This is a genomic window from Acinetobacter seifertii (genome assembly GCF_016064815.1).
GTDB lineage: Bacteria > Pseudomonadota > Gammaproteobacteria > Pseudomonadales > Moraxellaceae > Acinetobacter > Acinetobacter seifertii.
Genome location: NZ_CP065820.1, coordinates 918454 through 935356, shown reverse-complemented (window position 1 = coordinate 935356; position 16903 = coordinate 918454). Strand labels below are relative to the sequence as shown.

The 16903-nt window shown below is 33.1% G+C and carries 21 protein-coding genes and 1 pseudogene; 9 read left to right on the top strand and 13 right to left on the bottom strand.

Annotation, left to right across the window (positions count from 1 at the left end; all coding sequences use genetic code 11):
- Positions 1-43: 43 nt before the first annotated feature.
- The 3 genes from I8T81_RS04455 to I8T81_RS04445 form a co-directional block, all read right to left on the bottom strand.
- Complete coding sequence (locus I8T81_RS04455; protein WP_198072201.1) at positions 44-1093, bottom strand: alpha/beta fold hydrolase; 1050 nt, start codon at positions 1091-1093, stop codon at positions 44-46.
- A 71-nt stretch (positions 1094-1164) separates the two neighbouring features.
- Complete coding sequence (locus I8T81_RS04450; RefSeq protein ID WP_198072200.1) at positions 1165-2214, bottom strand: alpha/beta fold hydrolase; 1050 nt, start codon at positions 2212-2214, stop codon at positions 1165-1167.
- Positions 2215-2242: 28 nt separating this feature from the next.
- Positions 2243-3340, bottom strand: coding sequence for an alkene reductase (locus I8T81_RS04445; protein ID WP_198072199.1), 1098 nt, complete (start codon positions 3338-3340; stop codon positions 2243-2245).
- Positions 3341-3451: 111 nt separating this feature from the next.
- Between I8T81_RS04445 and I8T81_RS04440 the strand changes: the two genes are divergently transcribed.
- Positions 3452-4054, top strand: coding sequence for a TetR/AcrR family transcriptional regulator (locus tag I8T81_RS04440; protein ID WP_198072198.1), 603 nt, complete (start codon positions 3452-3454; stop codon positions 4052-4054).
- Between the two features lie 144 nt (positions 4055-4198).
- Here the strand turns inward: I8T81_RS04440 and I8T81_RS04435 are convergent, their stop codons facing one another.
- Both I8T81_RS04435 and I8T81_RS04430 read right to left on the bottom strand, forming a co-directional pair.
- Positions 4199-4771 carry a TetR/AcrR family transcriptional regulator gene (locus I8T81_RS04435; RefSeq protein ID WP_198072197.1) on the bottom strand — a complete coding sequence of 191 codons (573 nt, stop codon included), beginning with the start codon at positions 4769-4771 and terminating at the stop codon, positions 4199-4201.
- Positions 4772-5457: 686 nt separating this feature from the next.
- Positions 5458-6732: a phospholipase D-like domain-containing protein gene (locus I8T81_RS04430; RefSeq protein ID WP_198072196.1), complete on the bottom strand. Its 1275-nt coding sequence runs from the start codon at positions 6730-6732 to the stop codon at positions 5458-5460.
- A 324-nt stretch (positions 6733-7056) separates the two neighbouring features.
- On the opposite strand from I8T81_RS04430, the gene I8T81_RS04425 reads away from it, so the two are divergent.
- The gene (locus tag I8T81_RS04425; protein WP_198072195.1) at positions 7057-7365 is read left to right on the top strand and encodes a hypothetical protein; all 309 of its coding nucleotides are present in this window, start codon (positions 7057-7059) and stop codon (positions 7363-7365) included.
- Positions 7366-7487: 122 nt separating this feature from the next.
- On the opposite strand, the gene I8T81_RS04420 is transcribed toward I8T81_RS04425, so the two are convergent.
- Positions 7488-7871, bottom strand: a complete 384-nt coding sequence (locus tag I8T81_RS04420; protein ID WP_151789278.1) for a DUF2750 domain-containing protein — start codon at positions 7869-7871, stop codon at positions 7488-7490.
- A gap of 31 nt (positions 7872-7902) precedes the next feature.
- Positions 7903-8280 carry a ribonuclease E inhibitor RraB gene (locus I8T81_RS04415; protein WP_198072194.1) on the bottom strand — a complete coding sequence of 126 codons (378 nt, stop codon included), beginning with the start codon at positions 8278-8280 and terminating at the stop codon, positions 7903-7905.
- Between the two features lie 268 nt (positions 8281-8548).
- Here I8T81_RS04415 and I8T81_RS04410 point away from each other — a divergent pair, with 268 nt between their 5' ends.
- Together I8T81_RS04410 and I8T81_RS04405 are read left to right on the top strand one after the other, a co-directional pair.
- Positions 8549-8932 carry an Imm41 family immunity protein gene (locus tag I8T81_RS04410; RefSeq protein WP_198072193.1) on the top strand — a complete coding sequence of 128 codons (384 nt, stop codon included), beginning with the start codon at positions 8549-8551 and terminating at the stop codon, positions 8930-8932.
- Between the two features lie 102 nt (positions 8933-9034).
- On the top strand, positions 9035-9517 hold the full coding sequence (locus I8T81_RS04405) for a hypothetical protein (RefSeq protein WP_198072192.1): 483 nt from the start codon (positions 9035-9037) through the stop codon (positions 9515-9517).
- 203 nt (positions 9518-9720) lie between these two features.
- On the opposite strand, the gene I8T81_RS04400 is transcribed toward I8T81_RS04405, so the two are convergent.
- Positions 9721-10659 (bottom strand): bifunctional helix-turn-helix transcriptional regulator/GNAT family N-acetyltransferase, encoded by a 939-nt coding sequence (locus tag I8T81_RS04400; protein ID WP_198072191.1) that lies wholly within the window; start codon positions 10657-10659, stop codon positions 9721-9723.
- Between the two features lie 477 nt (positions 10660-11136).
- Between I8T81_RS04400 and I8T81_RS04395 the strand changes: the two genes are divergently transcribed.
- From I8T81_RS04395 to I8T81_RS18855, 4 genes and pseudogenes are all read left to right on the top strand, one after another.
- Positions 11137-11394 carry a YjhX family toxin gene (locus I8T81_RS04395; protein WP_001054060.1) on the top strand — a complete coding sequence of 86 codons (258 nt, stop codon included), beginning with the start codon at positions 11137-11139 and terminating at the stop codon, positions 11392-11394.
- 32 nt (positions 11395-11426) lie between these two features.
- A complete protein-coding gene (locus I8T81_RS04390) occupies positions 11427-11933 on the top strand; it encodes a GNAT family N-acetyltransferase (RefSeq protein ID WP_198072190.1) in 507 nt (168 codons plus the stop codon).
- Between the two features lie 405 nt (positions 11934-12338).
- Positions 12339-13160: an ROK family protein gene (locus I8T81_RS04385; protein ID WP_198072189.1), complete on the top strand. Its 822-nt coding sequence runs from the start codon at positions 12339-12341 to the stop codon at positions 13158-13160.
- Between the two features lie 6 nt (positions 13161-13166).
- Positions 13167-13254 (top strand): annotated as a pseudogene (locus I8T81_RS18855) (hypothetical protein); the annotation flags it as partial.
- 104 nt (positions 13255-13358) lie between these two features.
- On the opposite strand, the gene I8T81_RS04380 reads toward I8T81_RS18855, so the two are convergent.
- Complete coding sequence (locus I8T81_RS04380; protein ID WP_198072188.1) at positions 13359-13694, bottom strand: hypothetical protein; 336 nt, start codon at positions 13692-13694, stop codon at positions 13359-13361.
- A 268-nt stretch (positions 13695-13962) separates the two neighbouring features.
- Here I8T81_RS04380 and I8T81_RS04375 point away from each other — a divergent pair, with 268 nt between their 5' ends.
- Positions 13963-14271, top strand: coding sequence for a hypothetical protein (locus I8T81_RS04375; protein WP_198072187.1), 309 nt, complete (start codon positions 13963-13965; stop codon positions 14269-14271).
- A 71-nt stretch (positions 14272-14342) separates the two neighbouring features.
- On the opposite strand, the gene I8T81_RS04370 is transcribed toward I8T81_RS04375, so the two are convergent.
- The 4 genes from I8T81_RS04370 to I8T81_RS04355 form a co-directional block, all read right to left on the bottom strand.
- Positions 14343-14828 carry a hypothetical protein gene (locus I8T81_RS04370; RefSeq protein ID WP_198072186.1) on the bottom strand — a complete coding sequence of 162 codons (486 nt, stop codon included), beginning with the start codon at positions 14826-14828 and terminating at the stop codon, positions 14343-14345.
- A 223-nt stretch (positions 14829-15051) separates the two neighbouring features.
- Positions 15052-15450, bottom strand: a complete 399-nt coding sequence (locus I8T81_RS04365) for a hypothetical protein (RefSeq protein ID WP_198072185.1) — start codon at positions 15448-15450, stop codon at positions 15052-15054.
- Positions 15450-16250, bottom strand: a complete 801-nt coding sequence (locus I8T81_RS04360) for a hypothetical protein (RefSeq protein WP_049066162.1) — start codon at positions 16248-16250, stop codon at positions 15450-15452. The genes I8T81_RS04365 and I8T81_RS04360 overlap by 1 nt, the downstream gene beginning before the upstream one ends.
- A 13-nt stretch (positions 16251-16263) precedes the next feature.
- Entirely contained in the window at positions 16264-16902 is a 639-nt protein-coding gene (locus tag I8T81_RS04355) for a hypothetical protein (protein WP_049066163.1), read from the bottom strand.
- Position 16903 lies beyond the last annotated feature (1 nt).

Below are 16903 nucleotides of genomic sequence, written 5' to 3'. Positions count from 1 at the left end.
ACATCCGAGTTCAAGATCGATTCGAATGTAAAAGTTTTACGGATTATTTAAATAGAAATTTGGATAAACTTTTCTCGACGCCTTCAGGGTTTTCTTCAATTAGCCAATGACCTGTGTTAGGTAAAATTACCGCTTCTAACTTAGCTGGATCTTCCACAAACTTCGCTCTCATTTCTTTAATCAATACGTCATTCACTCCCTTTTCACCACTAAGTGCCATTGCAGGAATAAGTAACTTTTTGTTATTTGCTAAAAGTGCTTCATTTTGTAGGGCTGAGTCTTTCTTTGAACGGTAATAGCCAAAGGCTGCTTTTAATTTATCTCGAGTCGAATATGGCTCAATCAACTCAGCAAGGAGTTCAGGCGTAAAAATGTCTTTTTTACCTGCATAAGTTTTAATAAAGTACGAGAGAAATAAATTTGGGTCATTCGCAATTTGCTTTTCAGCAATATCACCAAAACTAAAATAGCCAAAATGCCAGCCTAAACCCGGCCCTTTTGGTGAATAACCCGGGTGATTGAATGTCTCCATATCTGGAATTGGAGAATCCATAAAGACAACTTTTTTAACGTAATCTTGATTATTTGCAACTAGAGGATAAGAAGCCGTATTTCCAATGTCATGACTCACATAATAAATAGGCTCATTCTTGGTAATTTTTTTAATCGCACCAATCAAAATTTTTGAGGTATTTTCTGCGGAGTAATCATCGTTAAGTATGGGAGATGATTGACCCAAACCCGGTAAATCTATTGCAATCACTTTATGATCTTTCATATAAGAAAGCATGACTGGTTCCCACATTTTCCATGTCGAACCAAAACCATGAATAAATACAATTGGTGTGCCTTTAGATCCGCCTTCGACGTAATGAAGTTTTACTCCTTCAGACTCGATAAACTTACTAGATAAACCTTTTGCATAAGCATATTGGCCTAACCCCTCAGATTTCACTTTATTAAACATTTGCTGTGAAATGGCTGGCGGTGTATCTATCGACTTTAAGTTTGGGTCATATTCTGCATTTGCATATGAAGAACTAACCAAAATAAAAGCTGTAGAAATGGATATATTTTTAAAATATCTATTCATATTAATGACTCATTTAAAATAAATAATTCATTGCACCCAAGCCTTAAGCCTGAGTGCGATGAATTTCATATTTATTTAAATAGAAAATTGGATAAACTTTTCTCGACACCTTCAGCGTTTTCTTCCACCATCCAGTGTCCTGTATCTGGCAAAATAATGGCTGAGTATTGGGCTGGATCAGCTACAAATCGTGCTCGCATCTCTTTAACCAAAACATCATTTACCCCTTTCTGGCCGGTAAGCGCCATAGAAGGTATGGTTAACTTTTTGCCACTAGCAAGTAATGCTTCATTTTGACGAACTGAGTCTGCATGCGAACGGTAATAACCAAAAGCTGCTTTTAATTTATCTCGAGTCGAATATGGTTCAATCAACTCAGCAAGTAGCTCAGGTGTAAAAATTTCTTTTTTCCCTGCATAGGTTTTAATAAAGTATGAGAAAAATAAATTTGGGTCATTTGCAATTTGCTTTTCAGCAATATCACCAAAGCTGAAATAACCAAAGTGCCAACCTAAACCCGGGCCATCCGGGGTATAGCCGGGATATTCGAACATGGCACGGTCAGGAATTGGCGAGTCCATAAATACAGCTTTTTTGATATAGCCTTGGTTATTTGCAACCAGTGGATAAGAAGCCGAATTACCTAAATCGTGACTGACATAATAGATTGGTCCTTTACCAGCAATTTTTTTAATCGCACCAATTAAGATTTTTGAGGTATTTTCTGCCGAATAATCATTGTTAAGTATGGGAGATGATTGACCCAAACCCGGTAAATCAATTGCAATCACTTTATGGTCTTTCATATAAGAAAGCATGACTGGTTCCCACATTTTCCATGTCGAACCAAAACCATGAATAAATACAATCGGTGTGCCTTTAGATCCACCTTCAACGTAATGAAGTTTTACACCTTCAGACTCGATAAACTTACTAGATAAACCTTTTGCATAAGCATATTGTCCTAACCCCTCAGATTTCACTTTATTAAACATTTGCTGTGAAACGGCTGGTGGCGTATCTATCGACTTTAAGTTTGGGTCATATTCTGCATTTGCTTGACTTAATCCCAATACACCAATTGCTGCAGACAGAGTCATTACTTTAAAAAATTTATTCATTTTCTTAGCCTTGATTTATAGAGTGAGCTTATTGAGCAGTTGGATAGTCGGTATAGCCAGTTGCATCGCCGCCGTAGAAATATTCAGATTTTGCTGGTGCTAAAGAATGACCTGACTGTAAACGCTCTACTAAATCTGGGTTGGAAATAAAAGGACGACCAAATGCCACCGCATCTACTAACCCTTTATCAAGAATAGTTTCGGCTCTTTCGAGTGAGTAATTTCCACAAACAATTAATGTGTTTGTGAATAATGAACGGAGTTTTTCTCTGAAACCCACAGGATAAGTATCACCATGTGGAAGCATGTCCCACTCAGCCAAATGGATATAGGCAATATTTCTTCTTTGTAATTGTTCAGCTAAATAAAGCGTAATTTCTTCGGGTTGTTGGTCTGTCATGCCATTAATGGTTCCCCAAGGTGATAAACGCACACCTACTCGGCCAGCACCAATCGCCTCAATCAATGCATCGACTGTTTCTAATAAGAAACGTGCACGATTTTCGACAGAACCACCATAGTTATCAGTACGCTGGTTCGCATCTGTAGATAAGAACTGGTCAAACAAATAACCATTTGCAGCATGAACTTCAACTAGGTCAAAGTTGGCTTTCACAGCATTTTGAGCAGCTTGAATAAATTCCTGTTTAACGTTTTGAATATCTTCTAAGTCCATTGCTCTTGGCATCTCGGCAGGTACCATTGCCCCTTCACCTTTTTCATTGGCAATAAATACAGATGCTTTGGCCTGAATTGCAGATGGTGCAATCGGTTGCTCGTGATTAATATGCAATGAAGAGTGCGACATACGCCCTACATGCCATAACTGAGCAGCAATTTTTCCGCCTTTTTCATGTACAGCTTGAGTCGCTAATGCCCACCCTTGGATTTGTTCATCTGAATAAATACCAGGTGTAAAAGAATAGCCTTTACCTACGTCAGAAACTTGTGTGCCTTCAGTAATGATTAAACCTGCACTTGCGCGTTGACCATAATAAAGTGCATTGAGTTCGGTCGGCACATCGTTAGGCTCTGCTGCTCTTGATCTGGTCATTGGTGCCATAACAATACGATTATTGAGCTCAACATCGCCCACAATCACTGGATTAAATAATTTGTGATTCATTTTTTAGCCCTTAAAATATGCATAAGATTATTTATGTAGTGATCACTATATAATCATGCTAAAATACAGTCAACGATTTTTTGTAGTGATTGATACAAAATGGAGAGCAAAATGAACAAAACCGCAGGTCGTGGCCGTCCTCGTAATTTCGATCGAGATGCTGCATTAGACAAAGCGATGAATCTATTTTGGCGAAATGGTTATGAAGCAACATCGATTAATGACCTGACAAAAGCGATGGAAATCAATCCGCCAAGTCTCTATGCTTCTTTTGGAAATAAAGAAAAGTTGTTTATTGAAGCTGTTGATTATTATGTTAAAAGCTTTGGTAATTATCGAATTGAAGCACTTCAAGAGTCTTTAACAGCTCAAGAAGGCATTAAAAATTTGTTAATCAGAACGATTGACCAATTTTATAGCAAGCCAGATAAAACCGGTTGTTTAGTCGTATCTGCAGCATTATCAGGTTCATCTGAAAGTAAAAATGTGCAAGAGATCTTAAGTAATGAGCGCAGAAAGACTGTTGCTCTCATCAGAGCGAGACTTGAGCAAGGTCAAAAAGATGGTGATGTAGCTGAAAGCTTAAACTTAGATGTATTAGCAGATTACTTTGGCATGATACTGTTTGGCATTACGATTCAAGCAAAAGATAACGTGCCCGTTCAAAACCTATACGAAAGTGTAGAAGTAGCTTTAAAAGCTCTAAAAAACTAATTTTTAATGATTTTAGAGTTGAAGTCATTAGGTTTGGTTTCAACTTCTTTCATTAAAATGATAGTGCTTTAAAACTGCCAACTAAACTTATAGGCCAGTGACAATAATCACTCGCCTTGAAGGTTTGTATTGTTTTCTATTCACTCATCTCAACATTTTCATCTTGGTTAAACTATTTAGAAAATAGTTTAGTAAGTTCTCCTTTTCCTCGGTTTGCTGTGCGCTTAAAAGCTGAATAATTGCTCCTTCAATCATATATAGCAGTATTTTGGCATCGTTAAATGATGCCCCTATTTTTAGTAATCTGAGCTGGCTATAAAGTTCATTGATGAGCCATTTTCTGTATCTCACCGCAGTTTGATAAGCGTTTGGATAGCTATTTTTAGTTTCGAAAATGGCCTTAAATAATAAGTAATACGGCCCTTCTATATCGGCATGTAACCAATAGAGTTTCTTAATTTTATCCAATACAGTTGTTTCCAAATCATATTCCATCATAGCCATCACTTGGTCTTGCAGTCGTTCTTTTTGCACAATGAGACAGATATCAACGAAGCGTTGTTTAGAGTGAAAATAACTATAGAACGTCATTTTTGTTATTTCTGTTTCTCTCACAATTTTGTCGACACCGACGGTGTGAAAACCATTGTGATGAAACAGATTAATTCCATTTTCTACAGCTTTTAAAGCGCGTGTTGAGAGAATTAAATTTGGCATAATTTTACCGTTATAAGATAAATTGTTGTTGTATATAAATGAGATATAAAAGCCTTTGCTTTTTAAAAGCTGAAAAAAAGGCATAGCAAAGCCATAAAGACTGTGCTTGGCACATCTCAAGTTTTATTGTTGCTGCAAGTTTTTAGTCGTGACGATTTAAAGCCTGATTTGCCGCATGGTGATCAGACTCATAAATAACTAAGTTGTGTTGTTATAGCTTTTGGCAAAGGCTGCCAAGAAATTAAGAATGTGCAAAGCCAACTCCTTTTATTGGGAGTTCTGCCAGACATTTATAGAATTATGGTGGCAGAACGAGAAAGGGTTCGCAGACTAGTAATAACTCAAACTAGCACACCCGTAGGTGTCCCTCTCCCGTCCTACCGCTACGGGAAAGGGACGAGTAGCTACCACACAAGAGTATTCCTCAGAAGGAATGGCTCTGATGCGGGAGTTATTATGCGGTCTGCGACGACCGACTGGCAATGTGGCCAGCAGGCAAAGAATAGTGCTCAACCCTTTTGCAGTCAAGCACACAAAATGACATTTGTTTTAATTTAGATCATTAAAAAGTAAGGATAAATAATGAGATAGTTATTGTTAAATGGGGGTTTATAAAGGGGAAATAAAAACAGCCGTGGAAGGCTGTTTTGGATTTAATTCTATGTAAATACTTAACATAAAAATTATTAATTAACTTGCCTTACATCAAAGCCGAAATAACGTAGCACCTTTGTAGTTCGACCATTTATAACAGGCATCTCTTCATTATTTATCCAACCGATCAATTCTTGTACATTTGATTGACCAAATTCATTTAATTTATAGTTAGGATTATAAATACAATCTGCTATACGCTTTCCTATTAAATTTTTATCATTATGTAGTAAATAAATTAATGTATTTTTAATTTTTTTTAATTCATTTCTATCAAGAAATTCCTTTTTTAATGTAGTTAAACCACCTTTGAAAAATCTTAGGCGATCGTGAAAAGAATGTGCTACACAGAGAGCTTCAACAATTTCATCAGCTGTTGAATTATTAATAGATTCTACACTTCCAAGAATTTTATTTATAAAAGGATAGTTTTCATTAACTATTCGCTTTTCAAAGTGAGACCATTCGATACTCATCCACTCATTAATTAAAGTATTTAATTTCAATCTATTATTATCATTCCAACCTAGTTCTTGATCTTTCCATGTTTCATGAATAGCATGACAATCTCGAACGAAACTAAAAAATGAATCAATTTCTAAACGTAATGGAATGAGTTCACCATTAACTTTTCGAGATTTTTTACTATACTCTTCCGCAATCAATTTATATGCATGAACTGATTCTTGATAAGTTTTTAAAAAACTATCAAGGAACAGATCTGAATTAGTCTGTTTAGGTTCATTCCTATCGATATTAGGAAAGTTCCAATTCCCTAAGGTTTTTTGAACATCATCATCAAAGTCATTTACCGTATCTAATTGATCCTTATATTTTTTATAAATATTTTCATATTTAATAACATCTTCAATAGTTAATACTTTTGCTTCACTCCAATATTCTAAAAATAAGTATGTCAATTCTTCGAACCTTGCATCTTCAGGCAAGACCCCTAACATAATTTCTTGATTTGTAATCAATGCAGCTTTTGTTAAGTTGGCAGAACCTACAAAAATTTTCTTATTACCCAAAATATATAATTTCGGATGAAACTCATGACTCGTATAAAATCTTGCTTCAATATTTTTCTGTTTTAAAAGATGTTTTAATGCCAAAGGAGAGGTCGGAAAACCCAGTCTTACAATAATTCGAATACGGCAGTTACTTTTAATCAACTCATCAACTACATCTATTTCAGTAAAAAAAGCTGATGCAATATAAATATCCATATCTTTCTGTACTTCTTTCATAAATCCATCTAGAAAAAAATCTTTTCTTAAATGATTATTAGTAAATAAATTCAACACTCCAACAACTCCCCTTTCTAAAGATTATATTTTATACGGAATATTATTTAAATTTACTTATAAAATCTATACTTATTTTATATAAGAGCTTTCATATAAAATTAAAAATGATAATAAATTTCTAAAATAAATTAGTAATAATTTAAGATAAGAATTAATTAAAATACAATATTCCTAATAAAAACCAAGCCTAATAACCGTGATTTAGTTTTAGAAAATGAATAAAATAGTCAATTATGTGACAAAATATTCAATAGATAGGATTCAAGAAAATGTACTACTTTGCAGAGGATCCCTTCTAGGTAATGTTACCTAGGAGGAACAATGAAAAAACTGAAATATCAATATCAACAATCTGTAAAAAAACCACGCTCAAATGGCTTATTTTGGGAATACTTTCCTAATATGAAAAGTGTTCATTATAAAAAGTTCAGTACGCAGCAAGAGAAAAGCTTTTATTCAATTCATTGTATTGAATATAAAGATTATCCTCTTAAGCTTCGTGTAGCCCGTGGCCCTAGTTTAGCTGATGCATGGGATGATCTTCCAACATATGTCACAAAAGTTGCTAAAAGTTGGAAGCATAATTCTAAAAGATCACACCAGTACTACAGAGAACATGAACAAAAATAAAAAATGGGAGCTATTTGCTCCCATTTTTTTATCCGTATAAGGTGCATCTTATTCATTCTAGAATATCTTTTAGATATAGGTATTTGAATGTATCAAGGATAAAGAGGCTAGATCGTATCTTTCTAATAATTTTCCAATTCAAGCTCTAAATCATTTAGTACCTGTTCTATCTCTGGAGTTACACCATTGTTTAAAGGAGTATAAAAAATGCCTATTAATACCTCATCATCTTTTAATGTAGGTAACAATTCATTCATGAAGTCATCTAAAGAAATCAGCTCGGCTTCATATCCTTCCCACTCATGCTCAGCACATAACTCGGCATACTCTTTGGCGGGCCATACAGGGAATACTTTTTGATTATCCTCTGTTCCAGCCAATGCCCATCCATCCTTGTATAAGCCCCAAACTTCTTGCGTATCGGCAATAACTTTTATGAAATGCTTATATCTTTTAGCACCTTCTAATGCAATTACAGCATCTATTTGCTTTTGACTAATTTTCATAATTTTGAACCTGTAATTTATTAAAAATTAATCAAAGATTACCAAACGAACCAAAACCATCAGTATAACCACCATATTGACTAGCAATATTATTTAGATCTTCTTCGAATTTTATAATGTCATCATAAAATGGAATCATTGTATTCGTACAATAACAAGTCCATTCTTTAGTAACATCATCTTGCTCAACGCTGGCTTTACAGCCTAATCTTTTAACCTCTGTAGAAATCTTTTCTCCAATCTCTTCTGAAGGTATTGCAATAAAGAAATCTATTTCCATCGGCTTTGTTAAATCAAACCCATTTTTCTTAAATCTGTTTAAAGCATCCCCTGTTGCATCATTAGGAAATTGGCTCATTTGATTCTCTATTTTTACTAATTTTGGTTCTTTGAGATTATCATCTTTCATGACCAAGGTTAATGGTCTAACACGATATGATTGCTCACATTGGTGTTATACAAAACAATACTGTGTGTGTATTTAGCCATAGAAGTTTTACAAATTTTGATAATGTAAATACGGTTATCTAAACCAATTTCAAAAGAACTGATGCAATAATTTAGAAATAACTTGGTTTATTAGAAGATTAAAAATACTGTATTTTTTATTTATTGAGCTGATAAATTTCATATAAACTGTAATATATATTTCAGAGAAAATTTAAAGAACAAAATTTATGGATGCAAAAGAAATTATCCTGCGTAATTTTCCGCATAATAACTTATATGATGACTTATCATTCTTAGGGAAACTAAATGAAGAACAATCATGGGATATCGAAGAATATTGGCGTTTAGAATGGGGAATTTATAATCTTAAAAAAAACTCATCTGAAAACTTAGATTGGGCAGTTTTTAGGATTTTTAGCCTGATTATGCTGTTTATTTGTTCTCATTTAGATCAAAATGACTACTTTAAAATAAAGAATTTAAAACCTTCTGAACTTTATGAGATGAGAGAAAGAGTACAATTAGTATTTGAAGGTTATTTCTCTAGCTTAATGCCTGAACAAAACACTTTTGAAAAAGCGAACCCCTTATTAATGCTACCCATTATTTAATGTAGTTAGCTAATAAACTACTTCACTAAGATAGTAAGGCAGCACTTAAACTATATTGTGTATATTAGGAAATTTTTAAATTATAAAAACAAGGTAAAATAGATGAAAATAATCTTATTTGTGTTAATTAGTCTACTTATAACACTTACAGCTATTTATTTTTTTAATCAAAATGAATCTGATATATCTCCAACAGAATTTGTTCTCAATTGGGGAGAAAGAATGAAAAACTCACCGAATGGCGGGCCAGGTAGAAGTTGCTTCCCTACCACTTACTCCTCAGTTCGTTACCCTGAATTAAAAGAAGAATTATTAGAAGCTAAAAAACTTAATATGTTTCATCCCGATCAATCAGGAAATGGACTTTTACAAATTCCTTTAAAAAACTGTTTTAGTGAAGCAAAGCTTGTTGAATTAAAATTTGATAAATCTAGGAATATGGCTTGGGCTATATATCGCTGTGAGAAAGATGGAATGGGGCTAGAAGTAAAATTATCTAGTTATGAGGAATGGTGCAGCTATACCACATATCTTAAAAAATGGAACTTTCCTATAGGAAAATATACTCCTATTTCTATGCCTTAGACTTTTCCTTTTATTTAGATAAGAAAAAATTATAAACAAAAAAGCTCCTGTTCTACAGCGGATTTTTTCAATTCAACACTTAATTATTTATGGATCCAAGGCACAGCCGGTGAACCAATCCAAGCAGATTTAGCCAGAATATTTTTGCCTTTCATGACCAATATTTATTTGTCCGATTTTTATAGTACGGTCTTAACAAGAATTTATCGGGTAAATTGCTGCTCAAGCATGGTTTTCCCCCATTGGTTTCCTTCCCATTCTTTCGTCAGTTTAAATCCAAACGACTCATAAAGTTTACGAGCTGCATCAAGACCGCTAAATGTCCATAATTGCACAGCAGAGAATCCTTTTTGATCGCAAAAAGCTATAGCTTCTGCTAATAATCTTTTTCCAATACCACTACCTTGATATCCATTCTCAAGAATAAACCAACGTAAATGAGCTTCATTATTTCCTAAATCTTGACCATCTATAGCTACAGATCCAATAATCTGATCATTATGTATAGCAAGCCAAATGTTATTATTTTGATCAAGTAGTCGTTCCGAAAACTCAACAAGCCCAGATGCAACTTTAGCTTCAAAAAAATGTCCAAATCCATAGTTTTTTGCATAATAGGTTCCATGCATTTCGGTGATACGACCAATCATTCCAGCACGGTATCCAGAAACTATTTCAATTTTTTTATTTACCTCAACAATTGGATGAGATCTGCAAGCAACTAAAGCTTCTGCGTAAGATGTAAGACCTTGAGCAATTTGTTTCTGTTGAGTTAGTTTTAAATTTCCTATAGCCTGAATTACCCTCATTTCACCATATTCATTTATTTTTTTAACCGTATTACGTCCTTTGTCAGTGAGTTGAAGCGATTTAGATCTTCCATCATTTATTGCTTGTACTTCTTTGATTTCATCCGCTTCAATTAGTTTACCTAGCATACGACTTACGCTGGATTTTTCTAAACCTAAGATTTGTGCTAACTGGATAGCAGTTATAGCGCCATAATTTTCAATCTCTAACAATGTATGAACTGCGGAAGGTGAATAGTCTGTAGCAGCAAGAGTAGCCTTCATAAATCCAAGTTCCCGAACCATAGTTCGTGAAGATCTACGAATTTCCTCAATTAATTTACTATCGATCATAGGAACACCTCCAAATATAGTTGTATTGTACAACTATATTTGGAGGTGTTCGTAAATTAATAGTTACGAGTTAATTCAAGTGTCATATCTTACAAATAAAACAAAGCCAAACTATAAGTAGCAGAACAAAAGCAATTAATCGTAGGTATGCATATCGGAAAATCAGGATTTGTATATATTCATTTTATAGAACGAAGAGATAGATATGAGATTTCATATTTAAATTAAGCTCATTAACATCATTATGAATATTCTATGCACATAAAAAACATTTGTAATTAAGTGATATATACAGTTAATATATTCGTTGAATAAAAGTATCCCCCTTCTAAAAGAGGTTTATATGTTGGAGATAGTAATCATCTGATAATCACTCTCAATTTTTATTATTGAGTTGATTATCAATGTCGCAATTTTTCTGTGGTCATATTTCTGATCACCTCTATTTGCACGTTTGATTATTATCAAGGCTCCAACATGAATCTTTCAAAGTTCGAACAACGAACTCTCCATGTCCTTGCCAAAGGCGGACATATTAAATACCAACGTGATGCATCAGGCACAGTTTATTTCGTTGAGTGCTATACACGAGAAGGTTTCGTGTTATCTGATTGTTCCTTAGATGTATTTAAAAAGCTAAAAGCAAAACGTTTAATCAAATCTAAAAATAGCCAACCCTATCAAATTACATTGTTAGGGCTTCAGACGGTCCGCCCTCAACTAGACAATCGTTGATATAAGTTGCTATTTATTAAGAGAAAGAAAATATGAATATTATAATTCGAGATGAACAACCCGAAGATATTACAAATATCGAAGAGTTGACGAAAGCCGCGTTCTTGAATGAAGAGCATTCTAGCCATACTGAACAATTTATTGTGAACAGCCTTCGGAAACATAAGCAACTCACGGTCTCTTTGGTTGCTACAGAAGATGGCTTAATTGTAGGTCACGTTGCTATTTCACCAGTTACGATTACGTCAGGTGAAACAGGTTGGTATGGCCTAGGCCCTATTTCTGTATGTCCAAATAAACAGGGAATTGGAATTGGTTCTCTCTTAATGAATGCAGCTCTGCAAAAGTTAAAAGAATTGGGCGGAAAAGGTTGCGTTCTATTAGGTGATCCAAATTATTACAGTCGATTTGGTTTTAAATCTTACCCATATCTAAATTTACCTGATGTCCCAAATGAATACTTTCTAGCTATAAGTTTCAGCAACCATATTCCTTCAGGAGAAGTTACTTATCATGATGCTTTTACAGCAACTGAATAAATAAGTTCGCTTACAACACCTAATATAAAGCCTCTATTTATAGAGGCTTTATATTAATTTAAAACATTGAAAATTATATCATTATTAAATCTATTAAATTCTACAAATAAAATTGAGAGTGGTTCCCTTTTTAGTACAACACGCAAGATGACATTTGTTTTAGATTAGATCATGAAAAAGTAAGGATAAATAATCAGGTAGTTACTGGTAAAAGTGGGTTATGAATGGAGTAAGTAAACAGAAAATTAGGGCTGTCCGTTATATATAAGATTGAAATATATGGAAAATAATTGATCTCCATTTGGAAGCAATTTAAAAATTTATTACACAAATACTGATAATTATAAAATCTTGATCATATAGACACGTTAAAATTTATAAAATAATTTTTAGATAAGGTTTTTGATGAAAACTCAGAAAATTGGTGTAGATCTTGGAGGCACTAAGTTATTGATATTATGTGATGAAATTGAAGAAATATTTAGTACAGGAATTTCATTCACTCCAGAAGAATTAATATCACATCTGCAATCTTTTATTTTAAAACATGGAATTAAATCCGAAAGCATAAGCCTAGCAGTGCCGGGTCTAGTTAACGAATCGGGATACGTTGTTAATTGTGATGTCCTGCCAGCATTCATAGGTTGGCAAGGAAATGACGGATTAAAATTATTATGTAGTAAAACAATGATCTTAAATGATGTAAAAGCTGCTATGTATGCAGAACTCAATGATTTTTCATCTCATGCTGCAAGCGGCATTATTATGATTGGTACAGGTATTGGGGCTGCATTCATAACAAATGGAAAACCCTTAATGGGAGCTAGTGGTTGGGCTGGTGAACTAGGTTACTTACCAGTACAAAGTAATGAAGGAATTAAGCGTCTAGATGAACTTGCCAGTGGAGCTGCAATTACCAAACTATGCGAACTAAGCCCATCTAATTTAGCGTTAATGGCTAACAATGGAGATCAATCTACTTTAGCTGTTATAAAAGACGCTGGACAAGCTTTAGGTCTTGGAATAGCCACAGTCATTAATCTTTTAAATCCTTCACAACTAGTAATAGGAGGAGGAACAATAGAGTTACCCGGTTATTTAGAGGCGGCTTTAGAAGCTGCTAAAGAAAACTGCCTTCCCGAGCTTTGGCAAAATTGCGATATATCAAAAGTAAAGTCGGGGAAAAAAGTAGCTGCTTTAGGTGCTATACGTGCAATTGAACAATAAAATAATATAAGTATTTTTCTGATTCAGCATGCTGAAAGTTCAGCCAATATTAATGGAAAAAACCCTTTCGCATGCTTTGATTGCTTTAAGTGAACATGAATGGCTATAAAACTTGGCTAAGGGCATATTGGGAATAGCTTAGGTTTTTACTTATTGAGCTGAAAAACTTGATATAAGCTTTAGTATTTTAGAGAAAATTTAAATATTTAAACCCAAGATGGATTCCCTAAAAGGGTCAAAAAGAATTTTTTCTTTACGCTCGATAGCTTTTTCTAAAAAGCTTATTATTTTAGAAATTTCATCTTTAAAATCCGTATAAATTTTGAAGAGTTTTTTAAATTCATTAATTAATTGATTAAGCTGTTTATCACTGTATAAATCATAATCTACATATGAAAGATCTGAAATAAGTGGAAGTGACTCCTCATCAAAAATTGAAACTAAAATATCTGCAAATTCTTTTTGTATTTGATAGGCGGATATAGACTCGCCTTCTTCCATAGAATTAACTGTCCAAATATGAACTAAATACATCCCTAAAATTCTTCCTATACCTTTTAATTTTGATATTTTACAATGTACTTAACACATGAACATTATATAAAATTGACTCATGTATAATATATACGAATTTAAGCATACTGTTTTAAATAGATTTAAGCTAAGCAGGATAAACATAGTTTAGCTTTTTAAAAATCAACAATGCAGCCCGTATGTGACAAAATATTCAACATGGTAGGGTTTAAGAAAATGTACTACTTTGCAGAGGATCCCTTCTAGGTAATGTTACCTAGGAGGAACAATGAAAAAACTGAAATATCAGTATCAACAATCTGTTAAAACCCCACAATCTAATGGCTCTTTTTGGGGACGCTTTCCTAATATGAAAAGTGTTCATTATAAAAAGTTCAGTACTAAGCAAGAGAAAAGCTTTTATTCAATGCATTTTATTGAATATAAAGATTACCCCCTTAAGCTTCGTGTAGCCCGTGGCCCTAGTTTAGTTGATGCATGGGATGATCTTTCAACATATTTCCACAAAGCGGCTAAAAGTTGGAAGCATAATTCTAAGAGAGCGCATCAATACTATAAAGAATATGAACAAAAATGAAAAATGGGAGCTGATTGCTCCCATTTTTTTATCCGTATAAGGTGTATTATTTTAATTTCATGAAATTAAAACTATATATTATTTTTCTTCTTTGTATCTAAAAGATATTGTGCACCATACGCATAAACGAAAAAGGTTAATCCAAAAAATGTGCCTAATATAAAAATTTGAAAAGCTGTTTTGTCTAATGAAACATCATAAGTAAATACATAGTACGAAAAAGCGTACATTGCTCCTGTAAGTATGCCTCCAAAAAGATACGTGTTCTTAGGGATTTCATATAAAATTAAATCTATAAGGTAATCTAACTTGCCCCACCCAGAAAGCTTTTGGATAATTAATAAGATACCAAGTAAAAGTGTTATAGCCCCTAACGTTGAGAAAAATTCCCTCCATAACAAATTATGTATTTTTGAACCAACATATGTCTCAAAAAGTTCTTTAGTTGCAAATAAATTAGAAAAAATACAAGCAGTTAAAAAAGTCAAAACAATAGGAATAAAAAACTTAATAATTTCTAATCCCAAATATTTAAAACTATTTGATGTTGAAGACATTTATGAATCCCATAATTAAAAAAGAAATAAAGTTGATTTATCCAAAAATGATAATTTACTTAGTAATATTTTCATAAAATTATACTACTTCTACACTAACCCTTAGATCTAATTGTATATCTCACGTTAGCAATCATCAGATCAAATGATTATTTTTAATAAAAAATTCATCATTATCCCAGTAAATTTAAAATCAACTATAATTTCTAAATGTAACAATAATTTAGTCTTCACACTCAGCTTTTTTATGCATCAATAAAAAAGCTAAACTTTTATTAACTAAATTACCCGATGGAAATTCTTTTCTAGTATCTATAGTTAAATTTATAGATGTTTTCATAAAGAAGTTCCCAAGTGAAATGCATAGCAGAACTAAGGCTATATAAATAAAACTATTCTTAATTTTTATAAAATATACAATTAGAGAAATAATTAAGAAAACAATTAAAAAATTAATTATAAAATTATTAATAAAAATTGAATAATTATTAATTCCGTTAAATTCTACTAACCAAACTTTAAATAATTTAAAAGATGTATGCGTGCAATACAAATCTACAAATGAAATTGAGAGCAATACTACAACTGAAATGATTAGGCTAAATAAAGCTTTTTTTAACATTAGGTTTCTGCTCTTATTCCAATACCAAAAGTTTGTGTTTCATCTTTATTTTCTGCTGACATAAACTTAAATCCTCCGTCATACCATAAAAACACTGAATCGCTACCATCTACAGCGCAGGCATTTGTACAACCATGTTTAATAAAGGTATCTCTAAAGGTATCAAAAGAAACCGATCCTACACCGTGCTCTTGAGCAATCACCACAATATCAGCAGTAGGTGTAAATCCTATTCCTCCTCGCCCTGTTCTATTGTCTAACCGTGAAAGCGCAGCATATCTATTATTATTTCTTTGAGTCAAAAAAGGTCTATGGGCAGGCACTGGCTCACCAGTTAACTTCGCATTTGGTAATTCTTTACTATACAAATTACCATCGCCATATTTTAACCCTTTGAAAACCAGAGGGCATAAACCACCAATACCCGTATAATAACCCCGATTTTTTGTTAAATCTCCTTGTCCCATAAACCATGTATAATCTAGTTTTTGAGCAATATAAAACATATTAGGCGCGCTATGCCCATGTAAAGCTCCAGTACCTAATAATGCAAAACCTTCATTTAATGTATCAGCACTTGGAACTGGGTCATGTCCAACAAATGCATCAGCCTTTCCTGAATCGGTTAAACCATACCAGCATCCATTTATACACACCGTTAATTTCGCTTTTGATTGCGCTCTTTGCACAGTAGCACTAAAAAGTTCTTCACCATCGCGGACAATAGGAGTTAAGCGAGATTTTCCTGTAATTTTAATAATATGAAGATCATTTTCCTTCGTATATTCTACTGGAGGCATCGTTATTCCTTATTTAAAAATCTACTTTCAAATTTAACCTTTTACTCAACAAATACTTCTGACTTTCATAATCCCAATCCAATTGATCAATATAATCCAAGATAAGGCTATATCTAAAAACACCTTGCATAACAATAACATCAGATTTATTTTTACTTGAAAATTGTTTCTTATGCTCAGTTAAAGCTTCATTCAGTATTTCAACTTGTTCAGAAATTGAATCAATTCCTTCTTTATTTGTATGAAATTGTCTTAAATTTTTTTCTAAATTCAATGATTCCCCATTAATTTCAATACTTTTGACCTGAGGTATATTTTTAGGAGGAATAAAGTAAGCCACTCCGTTTTTACTAATCCATACTTCCTTTAATGGAGTTCCATTAATCTCCAATTTATCTGTTGAATTTATTTTTTTCCCATCTAATCTCTCTATCCGAGCAAGAACCCCTGTTATAGGAAAGTGTATATTTGGTGTGATTTTAGCTTTAGGAGTTAACTGATCTGATGGTAGTAAATGCTGTATATGAGTACTCTTTAAACTAGCCACAGATGGCCCAGAAAAAATATGTTGTCCTGCAAATACTTTAAATTCTTTTGGTGTTTTTATAGTAATACCATCAGAGGAAATTATAATTTGTGAACCACCCGCCATG

Excerpts from the sequence above, each read along its gene's own strand:
- I8T81_RS04455 (WP_198072201.1), bottom strand. The coding sequence starts at position 1,093 with ATGAATAGATATTTTAAAAATATATCCATTTCTACAGCTTTTATTTTG.
- I8T81_RS04450 (WP_198072200.1), bottom strand. The coding sequence starts at position 2,214 with ATGAATAAATTTTTTAAAGTAATGACTCTGTCTGCAGCAATTGGTGTA.
- I8T81_RS04445 (WP_198072199.1), bottom strand. The coding sequence starts at position 3,340 with ATGAATCACAAATTATTTAATCCAGTGATTGTGGGCGATGTTGAGCTC.
- I8T81_RS04440 (WP_198072198.1), top strand. The coding sequence starts at position 3,452 with ATGAACAAAACCGCAGGTCGTGGCCGTCCTCGTAATTTCGATCGAGAT.
- I8T81_RS04435 (WP_198072197.1), bottom strand. The coding sequence starts at position 4,771 with ATGCCAAATTTAATTCTCTCAACACGCGCTTTAAAAGCTGTAGAAAAT.
- I8T81_RS04425 (WP_198072195.1), top strand. The coding sequence starts at position 7,057 with ATGAAAAAACTGAAATATCAATATCAACAATCTGTAAAAAAACCACGC.
- I8T81_RS04420 (WP_151789278.1), bottom strand. The coding sequence starts at position 7,871 with ATGAAAATTAGTCAAAAGCAAATAGATGCTGTAATTGCATTAGAAGGT.
- I8T81_RS04415 (WP_198072194.1), bottom strand. The coding sequence starts at position 8,280 with ATGAAAGATGATAATCTCAAAGAACCAAAATTAGTAAAAATAGAGAAT.
- I8T81_RS04410 (WP_198072193.1), top strand. The coding sequence starts at position 8,549 with ATGGATGCAAAAGAAATTATCCTGCGTAATTTTCCGCATAATAACTTA.
- I8T81_RS04405 (WP_198072192.1), top strand. The coding sequence starts at position 9,035 with ATGAAAATAATCTTATTTGTGTTAATTAGTCTACTTATAACACTTACA.
- I8T81_RS04400 (WP_198072191.1), bottom strand. The coding sequence starts at position 10,659 with ATGATCGATAGTAAATTAATTGAGGAAATTCGTAGATCTTCACGAACT.
- I8T81_RS04395 (WP_001054060.1), top strand. The coding sequence starts at position 11,137 with ATGAATCTTTCAAAGTTCGAACAACGAACTCTCCATGTCCTTGCCAAA.
- I8T81_RS04390 (WP_198072190.1), top strand. The coding sequence starts at position 11,427 with ATGAATATTATAATTCGAGATGAACAACCCGAAGATATTACAAATATC.
- I8T81_RS04385 (WP_198072189.1), top strand. The coding sequence starts at position 12,339 with ATGAAAACTCAGAAAATTGGTGTAGATCTTGGAGGCACTAAGTTATTG.
- I8T81_RS04380 (WP_198072188.1), bottom strand. The coding sequence starts at position 13,694 with ATGTATTTAGTTCATATTTGGACAGTTAATTCTATGGAAGAAGGCGAG.
- I8T81_RS04375 (WP_198072187.1), top strand. The coding sequence starts at position 13,963 with ATGAAAAAACTGAAATATCAGTATCAACAATCTGTTAAAACCCCACAA.
- I8T81_RS04370 (WP_198072186.1), bottom strand. The coding sequence starts at position 14,828 with ATGTCTTCAACATCAAATAGTTTTAAATATTTGGGATTAGAAATTATT.
- I8T81_RS04365 (WP_198072185.1), bottom strand. The coding sequence starts at position 15,450 with ATGTTAAAAAAAGCTTTATTTAGCCTAATCATTTCAGTTGTAGTATTG.
- I8T81_RS04360 (WP_049066162.1), bottom strand. The coding sequence starts at position 16,250 with ATGCCTCCAGTAGAATATACGAAGGAAAATGATCTTCATATTATTAAA.
- I8T81_RS04355 (WP_049066163.1), bottom strand. The coding sequence starts at position 16,902 with ATGGCGGGTGGTTCACAAATTATAATTTCCTCTGATGGTATTACTATA.